The following is a 24,095-nucleotide window of genomic DNA, read 5'->3' on the forward strand; positions in this document are numbered from 1 at the left end:
ATATAGATTTATGGAGAATATGAAGAAGTAGAGGGGAAAACGCTAAAATTCAATCAAATATTCCAAAAAATCTCGCTTAAATTATTTATTTTATTTGCTAATCTAAGATTAGGTAATGGCTAATGAAATAGGGTAATTGATAGTTGATTTGACAGCTTTCAGTTACCCATCTTTTTTATACATGTTGATATTCGCTGTAGAAAATGCCCAACAATAGCTATTCACCCTTTATCTTGAATTGCCAAAATTTCTCTCCTCAAACAAATATTGTTGATTTTTGGTAATTGTAGAGCTATCGCAGCTTTCATAGGAATTAAAGTCTTTTAAAGCCTTTTACAAATCGTTACAGATAGGAAACAGATGTGAAACCCTTTATGTAACCTTTAATAATGATTAAAAATATTGTTGGTATCACCGCATACTTACATTCAAAGCTCAGTTTGCTGTTATTATTTCTCATGCATTTATAACGATAAAAAATGAATAACGAAAACTACCGCGCTTATTGGCGGAAAAATGTCGCTTTAATTCGCAATCTTTTAATAGTTTGGGCAACGGTATCCTTAGTATTTAGTATTTTGCTAGTCGAACCCTTAAATGCAATCCGTTTTTTTGGGGTACCCTTCGGCTTTTGGATGGCACAGCAAGGTTCAATCCTAGTATTTGTGGTGTTGATTTTTATTTACGCCGTGCAAATGGATAAATTAGACCGCGAACATAATATTAAAAGGTAGGGTATAGCTGTGTCAGTAGAAATTTGGACAATTTTATTTGTTGGCGCTTCGTTTTTAATTTACGTTTACATTGGTTGGCAGTCTCGGGTTAAAGATAGTAAGGGCTTTTTTGTCGCTGGGCAAGGTGTACCCGCTTTGGCTAATGGTGCAGCTACAGCCGCAGACTGGATGTCGGCAGCTTCGTTTATTTCGATGGCTGGGTTAATTTCTTTCTTGGGTTACGATGGCTCAATTTACCTGATGGGTTGGACTGGAGGTTACGTACTTCTAGCCTTACTACTAGCTCCATACCTACGAAAATTTGGTAAATACACGGTTCCCGACTTTGTAGGCGATCGCTATTATTCGCAGTTCGCTCGACTGGTTGCTGTAATATGCGCTATCTTTGTTTCTCTGACTTATGTAGCGGGACAAATGCGGGGTGTTGGTATTGTTTTCAGCCGATTTTTGCAAGTCGATATCAATACTGGTGTAATCATCGGTATGGTGATTGTGGGTTTTTTCGCCGTATTGGGAGGAATGAAGGGCATTACCTGGACGCAAGTGGCACAGTACTGCGTTTTAATTATTGCTTATTTGATTCCAGCAATTGCAATCGCCGTTTATCTTACAGGTAATCCGATTCCGCAATTTGCATTTACCTTTAGCGATATTGCCGATAAATTAAACGCCGTTCAACTTGACTTGGGTTTTGAGGAATATACCAAGCCGTTTGCCAACAAAACAATGTTGGACGTACTGTTTATTACCATTGCTTTGATGGTTGGAACCGCAGGTTTACCCCACGTAATCGTTAGATTTTACACGGTTCCCAACGTCCGCGCCGCTCGTTACTCTGCTGGTTGGGCATTATTATTAATAGCCATACTTTATACCACTGCTCCAGCCCTTTCGATGTTTGCTCGCTATAACTTAATTGATTCACTGCACGACAAAACTGTTACAGAAGTGCAGCAGTTAGATTGGGCGAAAAAATGGGAAAGTACCGGATTATTAGCTTTTGAAGATAAAAACGGTGATGGAAAATTACAGTTAACTCCAGACAAAGAAAGTAACGAAATCACAATTGATAGAGATATCATCGTACTTTCCACCCCAGAAGTAGCCAAACTTGCACCTTGGGTAATTGCTTTAGTAGCAGCAGGAGGATTAGCAGCAGCCTTATCTACAGCATCTGGTTTACTGCTGGTAATTTCAAGTTCCATTGCTCACGACGTTTATTTCCGAATGATTAATCCCCATGCATCGGAAAGTAGGCGGGTATTCGTCGGCAGAATTATGGTAGGTTTCGCCTTGGTAGTCGCCGGATATTTTGGAGTCAACCCGCCAGGGTTTGTAGCGCAAGTAGTAGCATTTGCTTTTGGTTTAGCAGCAGCTAGTTTTTTCCCTGCGATATTCTTAGGAATATTTGATAAACGTACCAATAAAGAAGGTGCGATCGCCGGAATGTTAACGGGCTTAATTTTTACCACTGCCTATATCGTCGGCGTAAAATTTGCCGGAATGCCTACATGGTTCTTCGGTGTTTCCGCCGAAGGAATCGGTACATTAGGTATGGTAATTAACTTAATCGTAACTTTAATAGTTTCCCGTTTAACACCACCACCACCAGCGGAAATTCAAGCCTTAGTAGAAGACTTGCGTAGTCCAATTGTAGAAGAAGATACAGCTACAGCGGTGCATTAGGAATATGGGTAATAGGTAATTGGGCATTGGGCATTGGGCATTGGGCATTTGTCCTATACCCAATGCCCATTACTCTTCAACTCTATATCCCAATTCCGCCAATCTTATGCGTGAATGTCGCCATTTTGCTTGTACTCTGACGAATAATTCCAAGTAAACCTTGCCTGCAATTAACTTTTGAATTTGTTCCCTGGCAGCGCTGCCAATAGATTTAAGCATTCCTCCACCTTTCCCAATCAAAATGCCTTTTTGGGAATCGCGTTCAACGTTAATTGTTGCCAGCACGCGAGTTAATTTCGGTGTTTCTTCAACTAAGTCGATGCTGACAGCTACCGAGTGGGGTACTTCTTCGCGAGTCAGCAACAAAATCTGTTCTCGAATTAATTCACCCATAATAAAGCGTTCGGGTTGGTCGGTGACTAAATCGGGAGGATAATAATATGGTCCTGGTTCTAAATGTTGTATTAATAATTTTTGTACTTCGAGAAGCCTATCACCTGTTTTCGCAGAAAATTTTGCTGTTTGCCATTCCCCAACGCCAGCTAATTCCAAGTAACTTTCGTCTATCAACTGAGAATCTTCAGGTTGACTATCAATTTTATTAATACCCAAAATTACCGGCGTAGTAGTACGTTCGAGTAACGAAGCAATATACTTGTCTCCACCACCGCAAGCAGTACTACCATCAACTACAAATAATAAAACATCAACAGATTCGATAGCTATTTTGGCATTCCTTACCAAAACTTCCCCCAACTGATGATGGGGTTTATGAATTCCTGGTGTATCTACAAAAATTAGTTGTGCTTCTTCTGTAGTTAAAATACCCCGCAGTCGATTCCGCGTAGTTTGAGCTACTGGTGATGTAATCGCAATTTTTTGACCAACTAATTGATTCATTAAAGTAGATTTACCGACATTCGGACGACCGATAATACCGATAAAACCCGACTTAAATCCGGGAGGAGCCTGGGGAATTAAAACTTCTCCCGCAAGAGAAAAGTTGTTATCTTGAATACTATTCACTTAAAACAATTATCAGTTATTTTATTATTAGCTCAGTCATGAAATATAAGTTCTATTTTGCAAGATTACTAAATATAAATGCTGTTAATCGCAGCCGCTCAATTAGTAATAGAGCCTGAATTCATTGCTAGTAAACTTAATTAATCCTTTTGCTTATAATATAACGTTCAATTGATAGATATTTTATCTTTATTCACGCACGAATAACACTAAACGGAGTGAAATCAAATTTCGCCAAGTACCCAAAATTGCCAATTCAGCCGCACTGCAACGGGGGAGGAAGAAATCGCCAGTGGAGAGAGAGGATGTAAATCCAAGATGCGGCAATCTTCCGTGAAACTCGAAGCTAACACTCACCCGTAGGGGAGTGTCGGTAGTTCACATAATTCCTAATACAAACTCACCTTCATTTACCGATTGATTGGCAGAAACATCGTACACAAACCCATCTCTATCGGCAAAAATATCTACTGTCGTAGGCAATTTACCTTGTTTATTAAAAATAAGAATTTGATAAATTTGTTCTCCAGCTCTTACCTCCCTACCAAGAGCAATTCTTGAATTAATCATTCCACCAACGGTTGCATAATATTTTGTTACTTTACTTTTAGTTTTAAACATCATGTCATGATTGCGCTGTGGAATATCATCCAGTTGAAAATCATTTGATAAAACGCCCTTTTGTTTTAAATAATTTTTGATTCCTCTAACCCCTTTTGCCACTGAATCGGGAATCATTTCCATTCCTCTACCGAGTTCAAGCGTCCAAGCTTCCACATCAAATTTAATTGTTCTACCCAACTGCAAAAAACACTCTTCTAACGCTAACCAAGGTTTAATAAAAGCTTCGTCAAAAGCATCTCCGTCATATTCATCTAATAAAATGCCAAAATCGAGAAGAAAAAATTTCGCGCTTTCTTCGCGATCGCGAAAATAATATAGATAGTTTAAACCTTGATTAGTTGAGCTATGAATATCAATCAAGTAGTCTGCATCTAAGCTTAGAGATTGTAATTTGTAGCGAAATTTTTCAGTATAAGCTACCCCGCTATCGGAATTAACTTTATCTGAAAGCTTGACAAATTGTTGTTTAATTGCGTCTAAAAAATTTATTCTAATCTCTTCTATATCTAAATTAATCTGAGATTTAGCAAATGTTAATAATTGATTCTCACCACTTTGATTACTTTGAGATATATCCTTCTCATAATCCCAAAAAATACGGTTCCAATCTTTAGCCTCATAAACGCAATATCTACCAGAAGAAAAGTGATGAGAGCGTTGATTAGTTCCCATCGGATTACAAACCGGAAGCAGCCAGATTTCACCAATTAAATCGGTATTATCTAACATCCACAAAAACTCAATCAATTGGTGAATAACAGCATTCCCTACAATTTCTGCTCCATGAAGATTTGACTGAATATAAACTTTTTTACCAGGAGTAGCGCCAATAAACTTGTAAACCTGTAGCGATAAAATATCACCAGAAGCCATCTGACGCAAAGGAATTGTAGAAATAATAGGGAGCATTAATTGAAAAGAATTGTAAATCCTAAACTTCCAAATTATCTTTTTTGAGGACTTACGTATAGTCCCTGAGAATAATTGCAGCTATTTGATTCTCTAAAATACTTGTACTGTAAAGATTTAAGCAAATAGAAAGTCTTATTGGCTATATGCAATCGAATTCGCAAGAAGGCAAAATTATTTTCACCACATGCTTCTAATCTTTGATACTGGATTTAACCGTTCGTAATTTAAACTTATCGCTTTCCGGTAATAATTAACGAGCTAAAATTATGCCCTCTTGACACTCCCCGTCCTAGAAGAACGGGGATTCTTACTTCAACGAGCCGACTTGCTCAACCAGACCGGAATCAGGAAGAGTAGAGGCCGATTCTCCGTAAGCGCTCGGATGATTAATCCAAGTTCCGGTGTGCCCCACCGTACTTAAAGCTCTTTTTAGAATATTGATCGCAGCATTATGATCTCGGTCTAGTTCACAGCCACACTCACAGACATGAGTTCTAGTTGATAAGGATTTCTTGACAACTTCACCACAGTCTGAGCAGTTTTGACTGGTATAAGCAGGATTAACAGCTACTGTTTGCCTGCCAAACTTTTGACCGAAATGCTCCAACCATTTCCTGAATTGATACCAACCAGCATCATTGATAGACTTTGCGAGACAATGATTCTTGACTAGATTTTTTATCCTCAAATCTTCGTAAGCGACCACATCGTTAGATTGGATTACGCAACGTGCCAGTCTCTTGGCATGTTCTTCACGTTGCCTACTTATTTTGAGGTGTACTCTGCCTAGTTTATTTCTGGCTTTGTTTCGGCCCTCGGAGCCTTTCTTTTTGCGAGAAACCCGACGTTGATAAAACTTAAGCCGTTTCTCACCCTTACGATAAAACCTTGGATTTGTTTCTACACCTCCTTTGGAGTCGGTATAAAACTCCTTAAGTCCAACGTCTAAACCAACGTTGGTGTGCGAAGGCTCTAAAGGTTCGCTAATATCAAGTTTGATACAAAACTGAACATAATAACCATCCGCTCGGCGCACTAATCTAACTCGTTTGATCAGCTCACGATCGTAACGCCATAACTCCCAGGTTCCTTTTAGTTTTAGTTTCCCAATACCTTTTTGATCTAAAAAATTTATTGATTTAGTATCGGGGGATAGTTTCCAGCCAGATGTTTTATACTCAACTGACCTAGAAAACTTCTTAAACTTAGGATATCCTTTTTTACCAGGGACTTGTTTTTTGCATTGATTGTAAAATCGAGAAATTGAGTTGTAAGCTCTTTCAACTGAAGCTTGAGTGGCATGAGAATTTAAGGCTTTAACAAAGGGATACTCAGATCTGAGCCAGGTATTATGACGATACAAGTCTTTTTGTCCTATACCTTTATTGTCCATCCAGTAACGGATGCACTTGTTGCGAACAAACTGACCGGTGCGAATCGCCTCATCAATGGCAGCATATTGAGTTTTATTCCCTTTGACCTTAAATTCTAAGACGATCATTTTGACGTGGAACAACTATACGTAATATTATAGCGCCAAAAAAAAATAAAGCCGTCCTAGAAGGACGGGGCTTGAGACCCAAATTTTTCGGTCAACAAGTTATAGCTACGAATATACTTATCACCAAAAATCAGCAATAGAGTACCCCATATCCATTAACATTATCCGCAGCAACGGCATACTTAAACCAATCACATTACTGTGGCAACCTTCAATTTTTTCGACAAAAACCGAACCTTTACCTTCCAGTGCAAAAGCACCAGCACATTTAAGAGGTTCTTCGGTAGAAACATAAGCATCAATTTCCTCATTGCTTACGGAAGCAAAATAAACTTTAGTTACTTGATGTTTGACTAAATTACGATTTTGAACATTATCTACAAAAACGTGCCCGGTAAAAAGTTCGCCATAATTACCTCGCATCATTAGCCAGCGCTGGCGTGCTTCCTCCTGCGAACTAGGTTTACCGTGAATTTCGCCATTGATAGCCAAAACAGAATCGCAACCCATTACTAAAGCCGACTGAAAATGCGGTGCGACAGCTTCAGCCTTTCGTAAAGCCAGAGTTTCAACTAATTCCGCTGGATTTTTAAGTTGAATCTGCGACTCATCAAAATCGCTGGGACAAACAAAAGGTTGAATTCCAGCATTTTGCAGCAAACGACGACGCGCAATTGAAGCGGAAGCGAGGACAAAAGTTGGAGTACCCATATTTTTCGCTATAGACGGAGGAAGAAAGTTAGGAGTCAGGAGTTAGGAGTTAGCATTTTGACTGTTAACAGTCAACAGTTCACTGTTCGCTGTTCACTGTTCACTGTTCGCTGATAACTGGTTAATCAACCCGGAAAGAGCCTACAGAATCTTGAATCAATCGCCTCATACGATTCCAACGTCTTTGGGGTACTGAAGCATTAAAAGTGAACAACTTACCGCGACTCACAGCCATACTAGCAAGGTTATGACGCTCTCGGTTATTAGGAAATTTGACTAAATACTCTAGTAAATAATAAGTTTTACCATCTTCGCCTTCTGTTTGTTCGGCGTTAACCAATTCTGCTTTACGATTAGAACCTTCGGGAGCAAGAGCGTTTTTTCCCAGCTTATACCCCACTTCTGTAGGTGTACCTAGTTCCGTTAAACTTTTACCTGATGGAACCGGACTTATTACTACAGAAACATTTTCAGTTGTTTCAATGATATCGTGAAAAACAACATCAGGACCCTTGCTTATTTGTATTTCCACCCAGCCAGCAGGATATAAGAATTGATAGCCATCGGTTGAGTCTGAATAACTGTTAAGTGCTGCTGCTGCTGCTGTACCAATATTCGTAAGGCAAAAACTAAGCACTAAAAATAAAGTAATTGAAATTCTTTTCCACATTGGTTCTGGTTCCTTTAGGCTGGAAACTATACTCCCGGTAAGGGTAATTTATCGTTTTATTGTCCCACGTATGCTGACAAGTTACGAAGTTCGCTGGTTTAACTCGGGTGATATTCCCGAAAATATTGAATCTTGGTTCAAGCACAACCGTCTTGTATCACCCACAAAATTACCAGAAAAAAGAGAAGATGTGTATCTTTACATTCCTAAATGTAATTATTTAGGAATTAAGTTACGTCAAGGAGGATTGGAAGTTAAATGGCGTTATCCAGAAAAAGAAATTATGCAGTCTGGTTCTTCAGTAAAAGGAAATGTTGAAAAATGGAAAAAGTGGCGATGTTGGGATTCAACAGGAGAAAGCTTTTCTCTTCCACAAATTACTGATAATCCGGTGTGGATAAAAGTTGAAAAAGTCCGCTATTCGCAACTTTACACAGTCGTCTCAAAATCACCGAAAGCTGTTTCGACTGATATAGATATAGACAATGGCTGTAGTTTGGAACTTACTAGTATAGAAATCAATGGAACAAAATGGTGGAGTATTGCATTGGAAGCTTTTGGGGAAGATTTCAATTTAAAAGATAATCTTCTAGCTACGGGTGATTTGGTATTCAGCGATTATGAAAGTTTTCTTTTACAAACTGAGAATTCTTTTAGTTATCCAAGCTTATTGGAATTGGTTGTTTGAGGAAAACAAATTACATTCTGCCAACTGGAAAACATTTTCCCAAGCTGGTTGTATAAAAAAATAGGTGCTATAACTGACATTTCCGCATTTAAGCGACCATTATTCTAACTTTAAATGTGGTCGTTGAACCTAACATCAGGTCATTAGGAGACATCTACTATGCCTTTAAAAAATTACGGTGTTCTTAAAGGTAAAGTAACTGATAGAAAATTAGGGGAAGGTAAGAATCCTCATTATCAGCTACTTATCAACACAAATGAAGAAAAACATCGCATTGCTATTAACGTAAAATCAAAGCTTAGTCCTTCGGAATTACTGTATTTTGTAGACGATAATTTTGAACATCCGATTACTGAAGAATTGCGTAAATTAGATTACGGATTCAATCATTTAGATAGAAAGCCCGGTGGACTAGCTTTGGACTACGTTCGAGGTAATTTGTTCGATACAACTCAGATGAAACCATTACCTCACGATGTTCCCGGCCCCGACAACGATTTAAATGAATTAATTGAATTGTATGTTGGGCGATCGCAAACTAGCGAAGATGCGGTTATCTACGCCTTTGGTGAAAAATGGGGTCCAGAAGAAGACACCAAGGACAAATATTTTGATTTTCTTCCCGGTAACGGTATTCATGACATCCACATGAATCAAGGTAGTGTAGGTCAATTCCAAAAAGATAACGGAGTTTGGCAAGATGGAGGACTGTTAATTCACTTTCCCAACCGCGAACAGTGGGTTGGCATCTTTTTAACCTTCCAATCGCAATCTTTTCACACTAACGATAAAAATGGCGATAGAGTAGATTCTTTACTCGCCGCGAGTACTGCCGACATCCGTATTTTGGCTGCTTTAGTTAATCCTACAAGTAGTAAAGATAATACGGAAACGGTAACTTTGATTAATACTTCAACCGTAACGGTTAATTTAAATGGATGGTCACTTACCGATTACGATAAACGTAAGCATCATTTAGATGGTGCTATTAATCCAGGTGAAGTATTGCAAGTACCTTTAGTTCACAACAGTATTTTATTAGAAAATGAAGGCGGTACAATCACCCTGCTTGATAAACAAGGCGTCAAAATTGATGGCGTTTCTTATACAAAGAAAGACGTACAAAGCCAAGGTAAAACTGTAGTATTTTAATTAGCTGTTAGTTGCTTACTACTAATAACTAATAACTAACAACTAATAACTAATAACTAAGTCGCAATTCATCGCGCTTGCAAAACCACTAATGTCATATCATCATTATTTTGCCTATCTGTACCGATGAATTGCTTAATTTCGTTAAATAGACAATCAAGTATTTCTTGTGGATCTTTGTAATACCTGCAAGCATTATTGAAAGCAACAATTAGATTTTCTTCATCAAAACGCTCGCCTGAAGGGGAAGCAGCATCAGTTAACCCATCAGTGTAATAAATAATTGTGTCACCGGACTCTAAATAGATCTGACCATTTTCGTACTGACTATTAGCTTCTAAACCTATAAGCATTCCATTAGTGTCTAATCGACTAACAGTTTTTGTTGCGGCGTGCCACCACAAAGGAGGATTATGTGCGGCATTACTGTAAGATAAAAGCCGTTTGTGGGGGTCATATTCCGAGTAAAACAAGGTAATAAAACGACTTGAATTATCCAAATCAGCATACATGACTCGATTCAAGTTTTGCAAAATTTGGGCTGGAGAATTTAGGTGCAATACCTCACCCCTTAACATTCCCCGCATCATCGTCATAATTAAACCGGCAGGTACGCCTTTACCCATCACATCTCCGATAACCATAGCCCAACGGTTGGCATCAGGATTATCCGAGTCTTTACCTTTAATCGTTAGGTTATGATTTGTAGGGATAAAATCATAATAGTCTCCGCCTACATGGTTTGCTGGTTTACATCTAGCAGCTAAAGCAACACCTGGAATATTTGGACATTGACGGGGCAAAAGTCGCCGTTGAATTTCTGCACCAATTTCTAATTCTTGGTCAAGTCGTTCTTTCTTACGTAACTCTACCCCTAACTCATCATTTTCAATTGCCACTGCGGTTTGATCGGCAACCAAACGTACTAACTTTTGTCGAGTTTCTGTCCAAGTATATTCGGGATCTCGGCTTAAAACATAAAGCCATCCACGTTCCATATGTTTAACCAAAATTGCAGTACCAAAAGCCTGCATATCTGGCCCCAAACAACGATGCATATGAGCATCTAACATTCCGGTGGTGGTTGCTAAAGGTGTAGCATTAGTTGGCAAAGAAATTTGACTGCTAGCTGCTTCTAAAGCCTTACGTATGTTTTTCCGTTGGCGGCTATCTTGCCAATGTAGCTGTTCTAATCGAACTTGACCGTTCGGTTTATAGAGAAACAAAGCACTACCGTCGGCATCAGTTACCCTAGTTGCCATCAACGGTATTAGTTCCAAAAATTGGTTTAAATTATTGAAACTTCGCAGAGCAAATCCTAAAGAAGAAAGTAAATCTTGGATTTTATTCTGCTCCCGGTGCAGCCGCGCCACAAGTTCTTTGAGTGCCACCACCGGAGTGACATCTGTTGGGGCACTGCTATTACTATCAGCTGGTTGGGAAGGCAGTTGAGACACAGGCGATTTTATTATATTGCTCTTTTGAATTGACTAAATTCAGATGATTGATAAATCAAAGTTCGCTTCAATACGGCTAAACCATATTGAGACAAGGTTTATAAGTTTAGCAAGAGTAGAAAGACAATTAGAGTAAATTTTATAACTATTTTCTTGTCTGATTTATTTTGTTAATTTGTATAGATTTCTTCACTGCAAGCTTTTGGAATAAAATACCAATTTGTCTCGCTGTAAAATATTTCTAGACCATCGCAAATGTTTAATCTTTTCATAACTTTACTTTCAAATCATATATCTTCAGACATAAAAAATATACTTGTTAGTACAAAGCTGATTATTGAGCTTACTTTTAAATATTGTTAGTATGCTCAATAAGGGGTGATAGCCTGAAGGGGCAAGTGACTCACGCTTCTAATATTATGAAGATAAGTCAATCAATTAAGATGTTATTAAGAGTATGACAAGTAATAACCAATTTACGTATTAAATCTACGGAAAGTATACCCCAAGACCTTCAAATTAAAACTTAGTCAAGATTTTTTCTAAATCATCGTGTTTTTTCCTTGTATTCCTGGCAAAAATTTTTCTTAGATATAGCCGACAAGTAACTGCCTAACAAGTGCAAAATTTACTATTTCGGTTTGCGTATAAAGGTTTTCCCCCATCTGTGAGGGAAGATAACACATAAATGGGGTAATCCCCAAACTAAGAAACTTAATTTTGATTGAGGCGAAGGGAGAAAATATCCCCGACTTACTAAAATAATTGTGTTTGTGCAATTACTATTATCTTTTTCTCAACAAGCACTCACTGTCTTCGGTTAGATAATAAAACATTAAATTCTAACCAATCGAGCTTTAGCGCAAATGCTCAGGGTACTTATACCCTATGCCAAAGCAGTTCACTAGCTTAGAAAAACATTAGTACTATATAAATTCGCTCTATAAACGAGAACTTACGCTCTTGTAAGATTTCTATGAATGCGTAAGTCCTCAAGTAGATGGATTATTGCGTTTTACTGACGATCAAATTCCGGTAATTTATACCAGCTTAACCACTGAGCAACGCTTCCACAAATTCGTAACTGGAGAAAGGACGTAAATCTTCCATACCTTCACCAGCACCAATAAAACGAATCGGTAAACCCAACTGTTGTACTACTGCAAGAGCAACCCCTCCTTTAGCAGTTCCATCAAGCTTGGTTAAAACTACACCACTAAGTTCGGCAGCTTGAGAAAAAACTTCCGCCTGTCGCAATCCATTTTGACCTAATGTAGCATCTAGAACCAACAGTGATTCTACTTTGGCATCGGGAGCTTTTTTATTAATTATTCGCCGGATTTTACTTAATTCCTCCATTAAGTTTTTCTTATTCTGTAATCTTCCTGCGGTATCTACTAGTAACAATTCAGTTTCCCGAGACACAGCAGCAGCGATCGCATCAAACACAACTGCTGCCGGATCGGTATTTTTCCCCGGATTCGCAATGACTTCAACGCCGCTTCTTTCTCCCCAAACCTTCACTTGCTGTACTGCTGCGGCTCGGAAGGTGTCGGCTGCACCAATCAAACATCTATAGCCAGATTTATTTGCCAGATGGGCAATTTTACCGATAGTAGTAGTCTTACCCGCACCATTGACACCAGTCATCAACCAAATATTTAACGTTTCTTTTTCCGGAGTAAATGAAACGGATTGGGATTCTTGTAAAGGTTTATCCAACATATCCCGCAGAATTTTTTTCAAATAAGCAATACCTTCTTCAGGAGGTAAAGCTTCTTGACGTAGTTTTTCCTGCAAAGAATTAATAATGTAGTCTGTAGCTTCTATACCAACATCAGCTTGCAACAATACAGCTTCAATTTCATCTACAGCATCTGTATTTAACGGTCCTTTACCGACAATTGCTTTGAGCTGGTTAACTACATTACGACGAGTTTTATCTAAACCCTGTCGTAACTTTTTGAGCCAATTGATCTCTTCAATTGAAACATCTTCTGCACGTCTTCCTTGTGCGGCAAGGACTTCGGTTGACCATAAAAATCCTTCGTCAAATGCTAGTTCTGGTGTTTCTCCAACTGATGATTCACTAGTATCAGCGGATACTGTTGTTGACTCATCTATCTGAGAAACTTCGGGAACCTCTACTGCGCTCTTCACGAGTCTTTCCTGCCTAGCTTCTCTTTCCGCTTTTGCTCTTTCTAAGAAAGATAAATTAGCAGTAGTTTTTGGCTCTTGCGAACTATCTTCTGTTTCAACTTCAGATGTTACATCTAGTTCTGTAACCTCTGCATCTGATTTTTCTAATTCCGATACATTAGTTGCAGTAGTTTCTTCCTGCTGTTGTGTACTTTCTTCTTCAGCTGGTTCGGCTTCAGAAACAACCTCAGCTTCTTGGAGAGATTCGCTAGCTTGTTCGGATTCAGAAACGACCTCAGTTGCTTCTTGGGAAGATTCTACAGCTTGTTCGGATTCAGAAACGACCTCAGTTGCTTCTTGAGGAGATTCGCGAATTTCTTCAGAAATAGTTTCTTCAAGTTCAGTGCTTGCTTCAGATGTAGAATTCTCGCTTGAATCAGTTGTTTGTTGCTTATCTTGAATATTTTTGTAAGCAGCTTTAGCAAAAGCTAATAAATCTTCCGTTGCCTGTGCCCGAGGAGATTCTTCGGTTGACGATTCTTCGGTTGATTCCTCATCACTTACAACATTTTCAACTTTTTCTTGCTCGTTTCTCTCTTCAGAAGAAGGTTCGGAAGACTTCTTGTTTTGACGGCGAAACCAATTAAAAACCATTGCAGAAAATAAGTTCGATTATAAAATAACTTTAATTAATTATTAATTATTAAATAGAGTTGCAGAAAGTAAGGAGTTAGGAATTAGGAATTGATAGTTAAGAATTTTACCTTTAAGCTTTAACCTTTAACCTGACTTTGCTCGCTGACTTTGCGTAAAACACCATTAATAAAGCGATGCCCATCTTCTCCACTGTAGCGTTTAGCGAGTTCTACAGCTTCATTGATTGCTACTTTTGAAGGGATATCAAAAAATTCTATATCAGCTACAGCAATACGTAGAATATCTCGGTCGATTTGAGCAAGTCGCTTTACTTGCCAATCAACCAAAGCAGTAGATATTTTTTCATCTATCAGTTGACGTTCAGAAGTAATTTTTCTAACTAACTTGATTGCGTATTCATTTATTTCTTTGTATTTTTTAGTAGTTTCCTGACTCAATTCCAGAAAATCGAGCGTATAAGCCAATCTATTAATTGCTGTCCGAGTATATTCAATTGCTTCTTTGAGCATTGTTCTAGAAGTATTCAAATCCGCAGCGCGAGTTTCGCTAGTTAAAAGGCGATCGTTGCTATTCTTTAACTCGTCAGAAGCATTTTCTAAACTATCTTTTATCTCTCCTCTTAGAGTACGCACTGCTCCAAGCACTAATTCAGGAAGTTGGTCTTCTGTTAAAGTTTTGGGATTTACAGGTAACTGAGAAAGGCTTAATAAAGCGAGTTCGCGAGCAATTTGACGGGGTTGACGTGTACGGTCTTGCATAGCAGTTTCAATATAATTGTTAGTATGGCGGGTATACGCTACCATGAGCCAAACTTAGAGGTGAACGTAAAAAATTTTTAATTAAACTAAAACATATTTATTAAACAATATTTCAATTCCATCATTTGAGATTGTCTAATTTTTGTGGGATGGGCATCACTGCCCGTCCCTAATATTCAATCAGAATACAGAAAAAATGTGAGATTGCACTGTAATTGTTTGGTTACTGCTTCACAAAATACCATGCAACCGAACACCGCGAAGCAGCAATATAAATTAAGCTTCTTCAACAGGGATTACCTGCCGCTTTTTTTCTCGGGAATCTAGCTTGCGTTCTTTAGGAATTTCTAAAGGAGGTAAAGGAGGCGCTTGAGAAACAATACCACCAGATATCAATATTTTGAACGCTTCTTCTATTGACATTGATAAATTTACTACATCTTTTTCCGGAACCACTGCATACCATCCCGTAGTAGGGTTAGGAGTCGTGGGAATAAAAACGCTTAACATCGCTTCAGGCATTTGAGCTTGAATATCACTGTTAACAGCACCGGTAACAAAAGCAATCGCCCACATCCCCTGTCGCGGATACTCTACCAAAATTACGCGACGAAATTTATTATTAGTATCTTTTAATAGTGTTTCTAAAAGCTGCTTGAGGGTTTTATAAATTTGTCCGGCTAAAGGAATTGCTTGTAAAAAGCGTTCTCCAAAATCAAGCAACCATTTACCCGCTATATTGCGAGCCATTAGTCCAATTAAAAGGATACTTAATAGTGGTACCGTAAAACCCACCACAAAGTTTAATAGATTAATTAATAAAGGGTTTAACCCCTCAAAAGGATTTAGTTGTTTGGGTATCTGAGTCAAAAAATTGATTACCCAAATAGCAATAGTAACTGTCAACCAAATTGTTGTTGCTAAAGGAATTATTACCAGCAAACCAGCAATCAGGTCATTTTTTAGGTCTTGCTTCCAGCGTTCGTAGCCCAAGCCCTTATTCTCCTTAATACGGCTAGTGGAATTTCTGTTATTGACATTCATACCAGCAAGATATCGTTTGATTACTCTGAATATTTGCTTTCTCAAGCTGCACGCCCATTTTTTGATTCAAATTTGCCTGCTTTATAAATACAAAAATATTGGCATATAACTGCGGACTCGATAATTATATTGTGTCTCTACACCATAAATTTATTGCCATTATCTTTAGTCAAAGAAAAAGATTGAAGTAAATCCAGTGAATAAAACTTTCAATATCTCTTTTTTTTACAAAGCACCACAAAAAATGCAGGCAAAATATGAGTTCGCTAATTATTAGAGCTAAGTTACAACCAACTTTCTAATTTATAAATTTACTAGCCCTGGCTTTTGGCAAGCAATTAAACATAGGCTATCAAAATACAGCCCATCAAGATGCTGCAATACATAGGCTGCAAGACACAAGCAAAATATCTTCATTTGCCAGTAAGCAGCGAATAAGTCCATACACCCTAATTCATTTTTAAGACCTGTAAACAAATGTTGCAAGCCATAAGGCATATCGCTCATATTGCTGTTTGCCGCTTTCAAATTGCTTACGGCATCAGCTAACTTCGCAAAAGCTTTTACAGACTAGCTTTATCCCCTAAAAACTCCCTCATTAAAACTGTGGGCTGTTTTAAAAAAGTTAGTTAAATATATTAATTTATATTAAATGTAGCATTTATATTTAAAACGGGGAAATGGTCATTAGGCATAGTTTAAGGGTAGCGAGTAGCAAGCAACGTGTTGGGAGAATGACGATACTCGATGATGGGTGTCTACCTGATAACTGGTAAGCGGCTACTGGAAACTGCTTCCACGCTGGGTGTGGGGATATGCTTCATTTCCCAAGCTTTGAGCATGATTAAATATTCGTAGAAGGCTTGTAAGGTACACCAAGCAAATCCGGCTCTTCCATCCAAACAGCCTCCGAGGAGAAAGTACATATAAAAGAATCGTACCAAAGGTCTACCTGGTACTCGTAATGATAAGTCTTTAAGGGCACGACGGCGTTCTACTTCTGTTTTACCGAAAAATAAATCGCGCCAATTAACGTTTCCTTTTTCTAACTGATGCAGTGTTTCTTTCGCTTCATCAGTAGAATAACGGTTATGCTTGTCAATCCAACGACTTAAGCCTTTACCGGAAGTGTAATGAGGATAAGTTTCTTTTAAAAAGCTGGTACTGCCTTGACAGACTTCTCTTTCGGTGTGACCGTAATCCGTAAACCATACTTTACCATGACGAAACAGCCTTAATTGGTAACGAGGATATTGAGTACTGTGACGAATCCAAGTATTCATAAACATGACTCGTTCGGCTGCGTAATAACCTATATAATCTGGGTTTTTCGTTGCTTCTACACATTCAGCAAATAATTCCGGTGTCATGCGTTCGTCTGCTTCGAGAATATAAACCCATTCGTATTTCGGAGATATATTTTCTAACATCCAAGTACGTTGCTTACCATGACTTTCAAAAGCGTGTTCGACAACTCTAACCGGATACCTATTCGCAATTTCCACTGTGCGATCGCTACTTATCGAATCCACCACAATAATGTCATCTGATAGCATTGCTGACTCAATACAAGCAGCAATGTCTAATTCTTCGTTATAAGTCAATATATAGATAGTAATCATGCAGGTAATAGTAAAAAGGTATTAAATTTATTGATATGTATTAATAATTATCAAATTAGAGAACGAGCATAGGGCATAGCAAATAGTAAGTAGATTAAGAACGATTGTGGGGTATTAGAAAGTCGAATTTTCAATTCTAAACTTTTTACTTCTAACTCTTTACAATGCCCGATGCCCATTCATTCTTAGCGTGCAGTAGCTTTACGCTTGCCACCACCAGATGCAGTACCTTTGCTTCTCAACCCTGTCCAGCCGATGATGCTGTAGCCGATAGAAAGCAGTAAGCTGCTTATACTAACTCGCAATCCAGACTTGAAAGCTGAATCTTTAGCTCGCTTGACAGCAGCTTCCTTATCTTGACGGATTTGGGTTAAGCGTTGAGTTGCCAACTGTGTTGGATCGCTTTGGTCAGCAATAAATTTATCAAGTGCTTTGGGGTCTTTCTTAAACCTTTGGAGTAATTCTTTTTGCTGTTGTGGAATATTGGGATTTTCTATAGCTTGCTTGTACCTTGTATCATCCTTAAGTAGTTCTGTGAACTGAGCTTTGACTTGGTCTCTCTGTTTTTGTATCTGAGCTTTTGCTTGGTCGGTACTTAATCTTGCTTGCACCTGCTGTAGCTGACTGTTAACTTGACCTTCCGCTTGCTCGGCTCTTGCTTCAACTTGTTTAACATCGCTGTCGGTGATTTGTCGGACGCTGTTGAGGTGCAGAGGGAAGAATGCGAAGAAAATAAAGCCTAAGATAGTTGACAAAATCAGCGCAGGCAACCTCAAGTCTACGCCCGAAGGACTAGAATCATCAAAACTATCAACCCAATGTCCTGCGAATAGCATACCTAAACCCACCATGGGCACAATTCCCCGGTCAACAAATGCAGTTATTAACCCAACTAACCATCGCTCGTCAGTAGGTCGGGGAGGGAATGAAAGTATTAAAACATCAACTAAAAAAGACAAAATCAAGATAATCCCCACCACTTTCAAGGTGCGGGAAGTATTTACAGTAGCCAAACGATTAACCATTTTTTTTTAGTCTCGTATTCAATTACAGCGATTGTCCTACATAAAGTTACTTGAATATTGCTGCCAATACTCTAGCTACTGTTGATAAATTAAGTAGGTTCAATACAGGTGGAAATTTTAACACCTATGTTCGAGATTACACCACAGTAGCAAAGGTTGTTTTACCTGTCTTCGGCAAATTCTCGTATTAAAATTGACCAGCGACTAGTAACTATTGAACAGTTAAGGTTTGTAAGTTGTATTCTAGGGTCGCTATTACTCACCATCAGAAATTTTCATTTTTTTTATAAAGGACTTAAACACCTGGATTCGCGCCTAGTGAACTAGTCACTGGTAGCCGATTGCCCATCGGCTCTCTGCCAAATAGGTAAATCTTCCGGTCTGTCAACGTCAGCCAAGGTTGGCAAATAAGCAACTGATAAATTAAGTTGCTGGGCAATATCCACAGTTTGTTGCAATACCTTGGCGGTTCCCCAGTCTATGTTAGTAAATAATTGTCCGATGGCACGCTTTAAAGCAATTAGATAATAGCCACCATCAACGGCTGGACCTAGCAATAAGTCGCTATTTTGGATTTTTTGAAAAGCTTCTGTTAAAACTTGATTATTTACGCCTGGGCAATCAATACCGATGATAGCGACTTCTTGAGCGCCTTGATTAAAAGCATTCATAAAAGAGTTTTCCATGCGCTTTCCTAAATCCCCTTCTCCTTGAAGCTGGTAATTTAATTCTGTTCCCAACCAGTTTTGCATCAGCTGTAAATTTCCATCTGCAAATCTAATTTCAAAAGATATTGCAGCCGATTCTTGAAATTTCTTCACTTTAGATAAAGTGTATTCTGTCATTTGTCGCTGTAGATTTGCAGCACCTTCTGCTCCCAAAGCGGGTATCAGTCTGGTTTTAGTTTTACCTGGTTGGGGATAGCGAGTGAAAATAATTAAATGCTGTTTGGCTATTTTTGGTGAAACAAACACGGAAAATATTTTGCATTTGTAGGATGTGTTAGCGACAGCGTAACGCACCGTTATTTAAATATTCATGAAAACCCGGATACATTTTAAAAATTATGAATACTAAATTATGAATATTAATGGTGGGCAGGAATGCTTACCCCATAAGATTAAAGTTAAATCAAAATACTATAATACTTAATAACAATAATCACCGCTGCCTCGTCGAGGCTTATCGCGTTCTTTTGCGGTTCTTATTGCTCCTAAAATTGTTGAAATATAAACGCATCGTTTCGTTTTTCCGCCATATTTACTAGATAAAGTGATTCTTCCCAAAGGCGGCTTTTTGATGCTGCCCCTGTAATCAAACTGAATATGTCTGACGTTAGTTGATTTTCGCAAAATCAAGGTAGTTTCTTCGTCTAAAACTACACTTGAATCTAAACTATTCCAATTCGCGTTATTCGGATCTAATGTCTCGGGGTGAATAGCCCACTGTACTATATCTTTTTTCTCGCGGAGGCTAAACTGCCAAGTAGTTTTCGTTTTTTGGGCTTTACTTTGTGCGCTACGTAAAGCTAGATAAATTTTATCGGAAGCAACGTTGAGCCGACGAGTATCGACAAAAGCTAGCCAAGACGGCGCAGAATAAGCAGCTAATATACCAATTGCCAAAATTGCTATCAGCACTTCAAGCAAAGTAAAGCCGCTGTTGGAATCTTTATTCCAGTGTTTATCAAACATGTCATTATTGAATAAATGCACCACACTGGTAGATACGGATAGCTAAATTCACTAAATTAAACTAATACCTGATAACTTACAATACAGTCTGTCGCCGACATCCTTAAGGATGCGGCTACACCTACAAAGTCCGCCTGGGCGGACTATAAAAATTCAGCCCACGGAGGTGGGCTTTGCAATTGTAGCCCCACCCTTAGAGGGTGAGGGCGTTTAAAAATTTATTTTATCCTTGATATTTGTTATTAAAATAACCGTTTCTCCACAGATAAAAAGGGCTGATCAAGCTATTTATAAACAGTTGCATTTCACAGGCTGCGACTAAATCTGTTTTAACTTTTTTACCGTGTTTAAATATATGAAATAAAATTTTTCGCAAGTCGTTTGCCATATAAGCAAATATTGCTGCTGGCTTTAATAATGGTTTTATATCAACCATTCTGGTAACGTACCGGCTTAACCCAATACCCTTAAAGAAAGGGAATAAATATTCTTTTTGTAATCGCCATTCGGGAATCTGATGATAAATTTCCATCTCTGGGTTGTACCAAATTTCCCAGTTTGATTGTTGAATATAAGACAGCATTTCGGTGTCTTCACCCGTCAGCATATTACCAACAATTCTACCAGTCAAAATTAGTTGGTTGGGTACGCTTTCCAACCAAGCTTGCTTACGAATAACTAATCCTGCACCTGGAGGTAATAGTTTACTTTTTGGATTGTAAAACAAAGGTGTATTGCCTCTTTCTACAATTGCTAGAAATGGCGCTATGCGTTGAAAGTTTTCTGGCGGCTCAATTTCCCAGTTGGGATGTATTTGACTGGCAATCGCACCAGCCTTGGGGTATTTTCGAGCAAATTCATAAGCTTTCGCAACCCAGCTTGACACGGGATAGTTATCGTCATCGAGGAAACCGATCAATTCACCTTTGGCTTCGGATACTGCTTTTTCACGGGCGTATGCTAAACCTTGTTTTAGCTCGAAGCAGTATCGTAAAGGAAAGGGATATTGCCAATTTTCTTGGTATTTTTTAACGATATTTGCTGTATCATCGTTGCTATTGTTATCAACAACAATAATTTCCCAAGAAATATCTTCAGTATGCAGCTGATTTTTCAGCCTTTCTAAAATTTCGGATAACCGACTTCCACCGTTGTATGTAGGGATAGCTACGGTAAAGTTTAGACACTCTTTCATAGCAAGTGTTTATATATAATGTTAAAGTTTTTTATTTGAAGTTAGGTGAAAGCAAATTATATAAATTATCTTAAATATAAATTTGCAATTCAGGTGAAGATTTAAATATAAAACTGCACCCAATATCATAATTTTCCTCCTTGAGATGCAGTATTAGCTTCAGTATTTTTATTGATATTTAATTTTAATCTTATGTGAATTTATTTGTATTTATCGCAATCCTCATTTTTTGCAGTTACTATTCCTCCAATGAGGGTTTCTATAACAACACAACGTTTCTCGTCACTGGGCTTTGTGGGAGTTTTGGTTTGAGGTATAGCGACCAAAAATTTTAAACTAGTATCGGAAGAATCTCCATCTTCTTTAGTGTCTAAAATTCCCAGATAGTTAAAGCTAATGGTTTGGGGCTTACTTTTAATATAATTAGAGCCATAGGATACAATATTTTTAGTTTTATTTATGCCATCAAGATTTGTCCCGATTAATAGTTTTTCTGTGTTGACTCCAGCTTCTTCTCCCAATTCGCGCCAGTATTTATCGGGTTCTACAACGCTAGGATGAATTGCTATTTGAGGTTGTTTGTTATTAGTTCTAAAACTAACGCTGTAACTACGCTTAGTATTTTTGGCTTGCCGTTGTGATTCTTGCAGTGCTGCTAATACGCTATCGTTAGCTTTATTTAATCGCTGTTTGGCAACAAACGAAAGCCAACTTGGTGCTACTATCGCTGAGAGAATACCTACCATAGCTATAACTACCATGACTTCTATCAAAGTGAAGCCAGAAGTTAAATTGTGAAAATGTCCTAGATAACGCTTTTGATAAGAATCATCTGTCACAGAATTTGTTCGTAAATAATTCTTCTGTAGCAGTTTTGCAAATAACTTATTTTTCATTAGCTGTTTAAATATTTTATTAAAACACTTCTCTGAGATAGGCAATAACTTGATGATGTAAAATCTTTAAGTTTAAACTAAACAATATTTAGCGAATTTTAATTGGTACCTATTAATCCTCGACCTTTAACTAAAACGCTTGCTGTGGGAAAATAGGATTGACGACTGTCACTATAGCTGTTGTCTTTCTCATTTATCCGAGCAAAAGCATTACCTCTGATAAATACTTTTGCTGATACTGTGTCAACATCTACACAAGCATAAAAACTGCTATTACCTAATTTCTTTAAAGTTGCGCTGCTTGAATATCTGTAAGTACCTTCAAAAGCTGGTACCTTTAATGATTTTCTTTTATCTGTTTGCTTGGTGGTAGTGTATCTACTCAAATCAAAAACTGTTTCACAATCAACACTTGTTAAAGATTTATCCTGACTTGCGTCAATGTAATCAAGCAAAACCTGAGTATTACTTAACTCATAGGTTGCATTTGTACTAATCTTGCCTTTTTTCCAGCTATTCATTTTTTCTTCAAAAGTTCCCGTTATTGCAGGGTTGCTTAATTCAAATAAAGCAAAACCTTTATCGGGTTCAATGCGTTGACCATTTTTATCTTTTGCATAGTTAATTTGTCCGCTCCTTGTAAAAGGATTATCTAAATCTCGGACTCCATCTTTTAATTCAAACCGAGCAATACGATATTGATTAGACCATTTTTCATCTCTATTATTAGTGTTATTACTTTGAATTAAGTAGTAAGCAACTAAAGAGTAAACAAAACTATCATTTCTACCTGTAAAATTACCACCTACAGCTTCTTTTTCAAACTGCCTTTTCCAAAAAACTAATACGGGAACTCTATCTGTATTAGTTCTGTAAGGAAGATTATTTTGGATAGCCTTTACACCTTTTGCATCATATATATAAATAGCTTGTTGTAAATCTTGAGCGATGTAGTCAAGGGCTGTCTGGACTTCTTGCTCTGAGTTTACCTTGGCTTGTTCTTTTCTATCGGTATCTAAAATATTAATCATAAAACCCAGTAAAGGTGTTATCACCAAAACCGCAAGCACCATTGCGACTATGAGTTCTATAAGAGTAAAGCCGTTATTTTTATTAGTAGAATGATAAGTCTTTTGTTTGAGCTTATTCTGAATCAAGAAATGTAGTTGATTTCTCATCATATATTGTTCCTTAAAGCAAATTTAATTGTTACAGGTAGAATTTCTATTGGTATTGTTGTCTAAACGAGTGCAAAAATTTTGAAAGTTAGTTTGTTGGTTAGAAACTTCTGTTACCATCTCAAGTAAAGGAGCTTTGCGTTTACCAAGTCCACCAGTAAAAGTTGATTGAGTTACTTTTTTTCCAGATGATTGGTTAGAAATCAGAGCCTTATTATCTTCAAAAGCATCTGCTCGGTAGACTCGAACGCCCATTCTATAACCATCGGCAGCATCTGTTGAATTTGAGTTGAAACCAAATGCCTGCACAATTAAATCTTTTGATTTGTCTTTGCTACATGCCCCATCACCAGTACCATCAACGCAAAAAACTCTATAAGATGTTTCTGTTGGTGAGGAACAGTAACCTTGACTTTTTTTAAGGTCATTTGCTTTGCAATTTAAACCTGTCTTGGGTGGTTTGATATTATTCGTGCTTGAAATCGGTGGTGCGGGGATATTTCCGGAATTTACGCCATCAATATAAGCTCTGGCTGCTTGTGTCGCTAATTCCACACGTCTGGATTGAACTCGCGTCGCAGCTGAAATCAGAATTGTCGGAGCGATCGCAGTCATTAAAATACCAAGTACAATTACTGCGACTAACGACTCAATGATTGTAAAACCTGCTTGATGCTGTTTGGAATATATTTTCTGTAGTTGGTATTTGAGCATAATTTAGATTTT

At 38.0% G+C, this 24,095-nt stretch carries 22 protein-coding genes; 4 read left to right on the top strand and 18 right to left on the bottom strand.

Annotated elements, in window-relative coordinates; translation table 11 throughout:
• The first annotated feature begins 479 nt into the window (after positions 1-479).
• Positions 480-734 carry a DUF4212 domain-containing protein gene (locus tag RIV7116_RS07410; RefSeq protein ID WP_015117667.1) on the top strand — a complete coding sequence of 85 codons (255 nt, stop codon included), beginning with the start codon at positions 480-482 and terminating at the stop codon, positions 732-734.
• A 9-nt stretch (positions 735-743) separates the two neighbouring features.
• Positions 744-2,420 carry a sodium:solute symporter family protein gene (locus RIV7116_RS07415; RefSeq protein ID WP_015117668.1) on the top strand — a complete coding sequence of 559 codons (1,677 nt, stop codon included), beginning with the start codon at positions 744-746 and terminating at the stop codon, positions 2,418-2,420.
• Positions 2,421-2,489: 69 nt separating this feature from the next.
• On the opposite strand, the gene era is transcribed toward RIV7116_RS07415, so the two are convergent.
• From era to psbP, 5 genes are all read right to left on the bottom strand, one after another.
• Positions 2,490-3,446 carry a GTPase Era gene (era, locus tag RIV7116_RS07420; protein WP_015117669.1) on the bottom strand — a complete coding sequence of 319 codons (957 nt, stop codon included), beginning with the start codon at positions 3,444-3,446 and terminating at the stop codon, positions 2,490-2,492.
• A gap of 378 nt (positions 3,447-3,824) precedes the next feature.
• Positions 3,825-4,979, bottom strand: a complete 1,155-nt coding sequence (locus RIV7116_RS07425) for a succinylglutamate desuccinylase/aspartoacylase family protein (RefSeq protein WP_015117670.1) — start codon at positions 4,977-4,979, stop codon at positions 3,825-3,827.
• A 310-nt stretch (positions 4,980-5,289) separates the two neighbouring features.
• Positions 5,290-6,483, bottom strand: a complete 1,194-nt coding sequence (locus tag RIV7116_RS07430; RefSeq protein WP_015117671.1) for an RNA-guided endonuclease TnpB family protein — start codon at positions 6,481-6,483, stop codon at positions 5,290-5,292.
• A gap of 120 nt (positions 6,484-6,603) precedes the next feature.
• A complete protein-coding gene (locus tag RIV7116_RS07435; RefSeq protein WP_015117672.1) occupies positions 6,604-7,194 on the bottom strand; it encodes a nucleoside triphosphate pyrophosphatase in 591 nt (196 codons plus the stop codon).
• Between the two features lie 121 nt (positions 7,195-7,315).
• Complete coding sequence (gene psbP / locus RIV7116_RS07440; protein WP_015117673.1) at positions 7,316-7,864, bottom strand: photosystem II reaction center PsbP; 549 nt, start codon at positions 7,862-7,864, stop codon at positions 7,316-7,318.
• 70 nt (positions 7,865-7,934) lie between these two features.
• On the opposite strand from psbP, the gene RIV7116_RS07445 reads away from it, so the two are divergent.
• Both RIV7116_RS07445 and RIV7116_RS07450 read left to right on the top strand, forming a co-directional pair.
• A complete protein-coding gene (locus RIV7116_RS07445) occupies positions 7,935-8,552 on the top strand; it encodes a hypothetical protein (RefSeq protein WP_015117674.1) in 618 nt (205 codons plus the stop codon).
• Positions 8,553-8,711: 159 nt separating this feature from the next.
• Positions 8,712-9,704 (top strand): DUF2278 family protein, encoded by a 993-nt coding sequence (locus RIV7116_RS07450; RefSeq protein WP_015117675.1) that lies wholly within the window; start codon positions 8,712-8,714, stop codon positions 9,702-9,704.
• 68 nt (positions 9,705-9,772) lie between these two features.
• Here the strand turns inward: RIV7116_RS07450 and RIV7116_RS07455 are convergent, their stop codons facing one another.
• The 13 genes from RIV7116_RS07455 to hpsB form a co-directional block, all read right to left on the bottom strand.
• Positions 9,773-11,161: a PP2C family protein-serine/threonine phosphatase gene (locus RIV7116_RS07455; protein ID WP_015117676.1), complete on the bottom strand. Its 1,389-nt coding sequence runs from the start codon at positions 11,159-11,161 to the stop codon at positions 9,773-9,775.
• Positions 11,162-12,211: 1,050 nt separating this feature from the next.
• Positions 12,212-13,954 (bottom strand): signal recognition particle-docking protein FtsY, encoded by a 1,743-nt coding sequence (ftsY, locus tag RIV7116_RS07460; RefSeq protein ID WP_015117677.1) that lies wholly within the window; start codon positions 13,952-13,954, stop codon positions 12,212-12,214.
• 119 nt (positions 13,955-14,073) lie between these two features.
• Positions 14,074-14,715, bottom strand: coding sequence for a transcription antitermination factor NusB (gene nusB, locus RIV7116_RS07465; protein ID WP_044290805.1), 642 nt, complete (start codon positions 14,713-14,715; stop codon positions 14,074-14,076).
• 276 nt (positions 14,716-14,991) lie between these two features.
• Positions 14,992-15,759: a DUF502 domain-containing protein gene (locus RIV7116_RS07470; RefSeq protein WP_015117679.1), complete on the bottom strand. Its 768-nt coding sequence runs from the start codon at positions 15,757-15,759 to the stop codon at positions 14,992-14,994.
• A 303-nt stretch (positions 15,760-16,062) separates the two neighbouring features.
• Complete coding sequence (locus RIV7116_RS07475) at positions 16,063-16,266, bottom strand: hypothetical protein (RefSeq protein ID WP_015117680.1); 204 nt, start codon at positions 16,264-16,266, stop codon at positions 16,063-16,065.
• A 251-nt stretch (positions 16,267-16,517) separates the two neighbouring features.
• Entirely contained in the window at positions 16,518-17,381 is an 864-nt protein-coding gene (locus RIV7116_RS07480; protein WP_015117681.1) for a glycosyltransferase family 2 protein, read from the bottom strand.
• 185 nt (positions 17,382-17,566) lie between these two features.
• Positions 17,567-18,406 (bottom strand): HpsJ family protein, encoded by an 840-nt coding sequence (locus tag RIV7116_RS07485; RefSeq protein ID WP_015117682.1) that lies wholly within the window; start codon positions 18,404-18,406, stop codon positions 17,567-17,569.
• 323 nt (positions 18,407-18,729) lie between these two features.
• The gene (locus tag RIV7116_RS07490; RefSeq protein ID WP_015117683.1) at positions 18,730-19,380 is read right to left on the bottom strand and encodes a TIGR04282 family arsenosugar biosynthesis glycosyltransferase; all 651 of its coding nucleotides are present in this window, start codon (positions 19,378-19,380) and stop codon (positions 18,730-18,732) included.
• Between the two features lie 174 nt (positions 19,381-19,554).
• Complete coding sequence (locus RIV7116_RS07495; RefSeq protein ID WP_015117684.1) at positions 19,555-20,100, bottom strand: Tfp pilus assembly protein FimT/FimU; 546 nt, start codon at positions 20,098-20,100, stop codon at positions 19,555-19,557.
• A gap of 223 nt (positions 20,101-20,323) precedes the next feature.
• Positions 20,324-21,295 carry a hormogonium polysaccharide biosynthesis glycosyltransferase HpsE gene (gene hpsE / locus RIV7116_RS07500; RefSeq protein ID WP_015117685.1) on the bottom strand — a complete coding sequence of 324 codons (972 nt, stop codon included), beginning with the start codon at positions 21,293-21,295 and terminating at the stop codon, positions 20,324-20,326.
• A gap of 200 nt (positions 21,296-21,495) precedes the next feature.
• A complete protein-coding gene (locus RIV7116_RS07505) occupies positions 21,496-22,191 on the bottom strand; it encodes a Tfp pilus assembly protein FimT/FimU (RefSeq protein WP_015117686.1) in 696 nt (231 codons plus the stop codon).
• A 98-nt stretch (positions 22,192-22,289) separates the two neighbouring features.
• Complete coding sequence (hpsC, locus tag RIV7116_RS07510; RefSeq protein WP_015117687.1) at positions 22,290-23,372, bottom strand: hormogonium polysaccharide secretion pseudopilin HpsC; 1,083 nt, start codon at positions 23,370-23,372, stop codon at positions 22,290-22,292.
• Between the two features lie 21 nt (positions 23,373-23,393).
• A complete protein-coding gene (gene hpsB, locus RIV7116_RS07515; RefSeq protein ID WP_015117688.1) occupies positions 23,394-24,083 on the bottom strand; it encodes a hormogonium polysaccharide secretion pseudopilin HpsB in 690 nt (229 codons plus the stop codon).
• Between the last annotated feature and the right edge of the window lie 12 nt (positions 24,084-24,095).

The organism is Rivularia sp. PCC 7116 (genome assembly GCF_000316665.1).
Classification (GTDB): Bacteria; Cyanobacteriota; Cyanobacteriia; order Cyanobacteriales; family Nostocaceae; genus Rivularia.

What these genes read in the sequence shown, in the direction of transcription:
- RIV7116_RS07425 (WP_015117670.1), bottom strand. Translation starts at nt 4,979, where the DNA reads ATGCTCCCTATTATTTCTACAATTCCTTTGCGTCAGATGGCTTCTGGT.
- psbP (WP_015117673.1), bottom strand. Translation starts at nt 7,864, where the DNA reads ATGTGGAAAAGAATTTCAATTACTTTATTTTTAGTGCTTAGTTTTTGC.
- hpsE (WP_015117685.1), bottom strand. Translation starts at nt 21,295, where the DNA reads ATGAAAGAGTGTCTAAACTTTACCGTAGCTATCCCTACATACAACGGT.
- RIV7116_RS07505 (WP_015117686.1), bottom strand. Translation starts at nt 22,191, where the DNA reads ATGAAAAATAAGTTATTTGCAAAACTGCTACAGAAGAATTATTTACGA.
- RIV7116_RS07485 (WP_015117682.1), bottom strand. Translation starts at nt 18,406, where the DNA reads ATGGTTAATCGTTTGGCTACTGTAAATACTTCCCGCACCTTGAAAGTG.
- ftsY (WP_015117677.1), bottom strand. Translation starts at nt 13,954, where the DNA reads ATGGTTTTTAATTGGTTTCGCCGTCAAAACAAGAAGTCTTCCGAACCT.
- RIV7116_RS07435 (WP_015117672.1), bottom strand. Translation starts at nt 7,194, where the DNA reads ATGGGTACTCCAACTTTTGTCCTCGCTTCCGCTTCAATTGCGCGTCGT.
- RIV7116_RS07480 (WP_015117681.1), bottom strand. Translation starts at nt 17,381, where the DNA reads ATGATTACTATCTATATATTGACTTATAACGAAGAATTAGACATTGCT.
- nusB (WP_044290805.1), bottom strand. Translation starts at nt 14,715, where the DNA reads ATGCAAGACCGTACACGTCAACCCCGTCAAATTGCTCGCGAACTCGCT.
- RIV7116_RS07430 (WP_015117671.1), bottom strand. Translation starts at nt 6,483, where the DNA reads ATGATCGTCTTAGAATTTAAGGTCAAAGGGAATAAAACTCAATATGCT.
- hpsC (WP_015117687.1), bottom strand. Translation starts at nt 23,372, where the DNA reads ATGATGAGAAATCAACTACATTTCTTGATTCAGAATAAGCTCAAACAA.
- RIV7116_RS07470 (WP_015117679.1), bottom strand. Translation starts at nt 15,759, where the DNA reads ATGAATGTCAATAACAGAAATTCCACTAGCCGTATTAAGGAGAATAAG.
- RIV7116_RS07410 (WP_015117667.1), top strand. Translation starts at nt 480, where the DNA reads ATGAATAACGAAAACTACCGCGCTTATTGGCGGAAAAATGTCGCTTTA.
- RIV7116_RS07450 (WP_015117675.1), top strand. Translation starts at nt 8,712, where the DNA reads ATGCCTTTAAAAAATTACGGTGTTCTTAAAGGTAAAGTAACTGATAGA.
- RIV7116_RS07495 (WP_015117684.1), bottom strand. Translation starts at nt 20,100, where the DNA reads ATGTTTGATAAACACTGGAATAAAGATTCCAACAGCGGCTTTACTTTG.
- RIV7116_RS07445 (WP_015117674.1), top strand. Translation starts at nt 7,935, where the DNA reads ATGCTGACAAGTTACGAAGTTCGCTGGTTTAACTCGGGTGATATTCCC.
- RIV7116_RS07475 (WP_015117680.1), bottom strand. Translation starts at nt 16,266, where the DNA reads ATGAGCGATATGCCTTATGGCTTGCAACATTTGTTTACAGGTCTTAAA.
- hpsB (WP_015117688.1), bottom strand. Translation starts at nt 24,083, where the DNA reads ATGCTCAAATACCAACTACAGAAAATATATTCCAAACAGCATCAAGCA.